Origin of the sequence: Thermobacillus xylanilyticus (assembly GCF_907165215.1) — a bacterium.
Lineage (GTDB): Bacteria > Bacillota > Bacilli > Paenibacillales > Paenibacillaceae > Thermobacillus > Thermobacillus xylanilyticus.
Map to the genome: position 1 here is coordinate 1 of NZ_CAJRAY010000013.1, position 1,362 is coordinate 1,362.

A 1,362-nucleotide genomic window follows, 5' to 3' on the forward strand; every position below is an offset into this window, starting at 1 on the left:
CCGTGGCCGGACTTTCACCGGCTAGAAGATACGTGCTTTCTGGGCACGCCGTACAGCAGAAAAGCGCTCCGTAACGGAGCGCTTTGCTTGCTTTTGTCAACTGAGATGCTTCGACACGATCTGATTGACCAGCTTGCCGTCAGCGCGGCCTTTCACCTTCGGCATCAGGGCTGCCATCACTTTGCCCATGTCGGCTTTGGAAGAAGCGCCGGTCTCCTGAATCGTCTGCTGTACGAGGGCTGTCACTTCTTCGTCCGTCAGCGGCTTGGGAAGGTATGCGCTGATGATCTCAATTTCGGCGGATGCCTGCTCCGCCAGATCGGTGCGGCCGGCTTTCTCGAAATCCTGGAGGGAATCCCTGCGCTGCTTGATCTCGCGGCTCAGGACATCGATCACTTCACTGTCGTCAAGCGCCCGCTTGCGTTCGATCTCCTGGTTCTTGATCGCCGCGCGAACCATTCGCAGGACGGAAAGTTTGAATTTGTCCTGGCTTTTCATTGCCAGTTTCAAGTCTTCGTTCAACCGTTCAGCGAGGGTCATCGTGGGAAGATCCTCCTAGTACTTTCTCTTGCGCGCAGCCTCGGACTTCTTCTTGCGTCTTACGCTCGGCTTCTCGTAGTGCTTGCGTTTCCGGATTTCGGCCAGAACGCCGTCCTTCGCAATGGAACGCTTGAAGCGGCGCAGCGCAGCGTCAATGGTTTCGTTCTTGCGAACTCTTGTCTCGGACACCCGTCTTCCCTCCCTCCGGAACGGACCGCAGCCGTACAGCAAACACGGTTATCAAATTTCATTATAGGGGATCGGAAAAGGCAGTGTCAACTTGCGTCGGGCGCAAGAAGCGCACCCAGTTTCCGTCCCGCGAGCAGGTGGACGTGCAGGTGATAGACGACCTGTCCGCCGTCCCGGTTCACGTTGTTCACGAGCCGGTAACCGGACTCGGCAACGCCGAGATCGGCCGCGATTTTCCGCGCCGCGGCGAAAATCTTGGCGATGAGCGCTCCGTCTTCGTCCGTTACGTCGTTCATGGTCGCGATGTGCTTCTTCGGAATGATCAGCACATGGACCGGAGCGGCCGGCTGGATGTCGCGGAACGCCAGCACGTCGTCGTCTTCGTACACCTTCGTGGACGGCAGCGAACCCTCAACGATTTTGCAGAAAATGCAATCCGACATCAAGGCTTCCTCCCGTTTTCAAATGCCTCAAGGCGCGCGTCCGTGCCGAATGCCGGAACGTTGCGCCGCCGGCGGCATTTTTTCTTCCATTGTAGCGTATAAGCCTCCCCCTCGTCCAATCGGCAGCCCGCCGGGTCAGTGTCAAGCTAGCGTGGGCAGTCATTTAAGATGCTTGGAACGCGAACCCCAA

The 1,362-nt window shown here is 57.8% G+C and carries 3 protein-coding genes; all 3 read right to left on the reverse strand.

The features are described from left to right. Window positions 1-96: 96 nt before the first annotated feature. On the reverse strand, window positions 97-540 hold the full coding sequence (locus KJQ12_RS02480; RefSeq protein WP_213483337.1) for a GatB/YqeY domain-containing protein: 444 nt from the start codon (window positions 538-540) through the stop codon (window positions 97-99). Window positions 541-555: 15 nt separating this feature from the next. Continuing rightward, on the reverse strand, window positions 556-729 hold the full coding sequence (rpsU, locus tag KJQ12_RS02485; protein WP_213483338.1) for a 30S ribosomal protein S21: 174 nt from the start codon (window positions 727-729) through the stop codon (window positions 556-558). Between the two features lie 86 nt (window positions 730-815). Beyond that, window positions 816-1,172: a histidine triad nucleotide-binding protein gene (locus tag KJQ12_RS02490; RefSeq protein WP_213483339.1), complete on the reverse strand. Its 357-nt coding sequence runs from the start codon at window positions 1,170-1,172 to the stop codon at window positions 816-818. Window positions 1,173-1,362 lie beyond the last annotated feature (190 nt).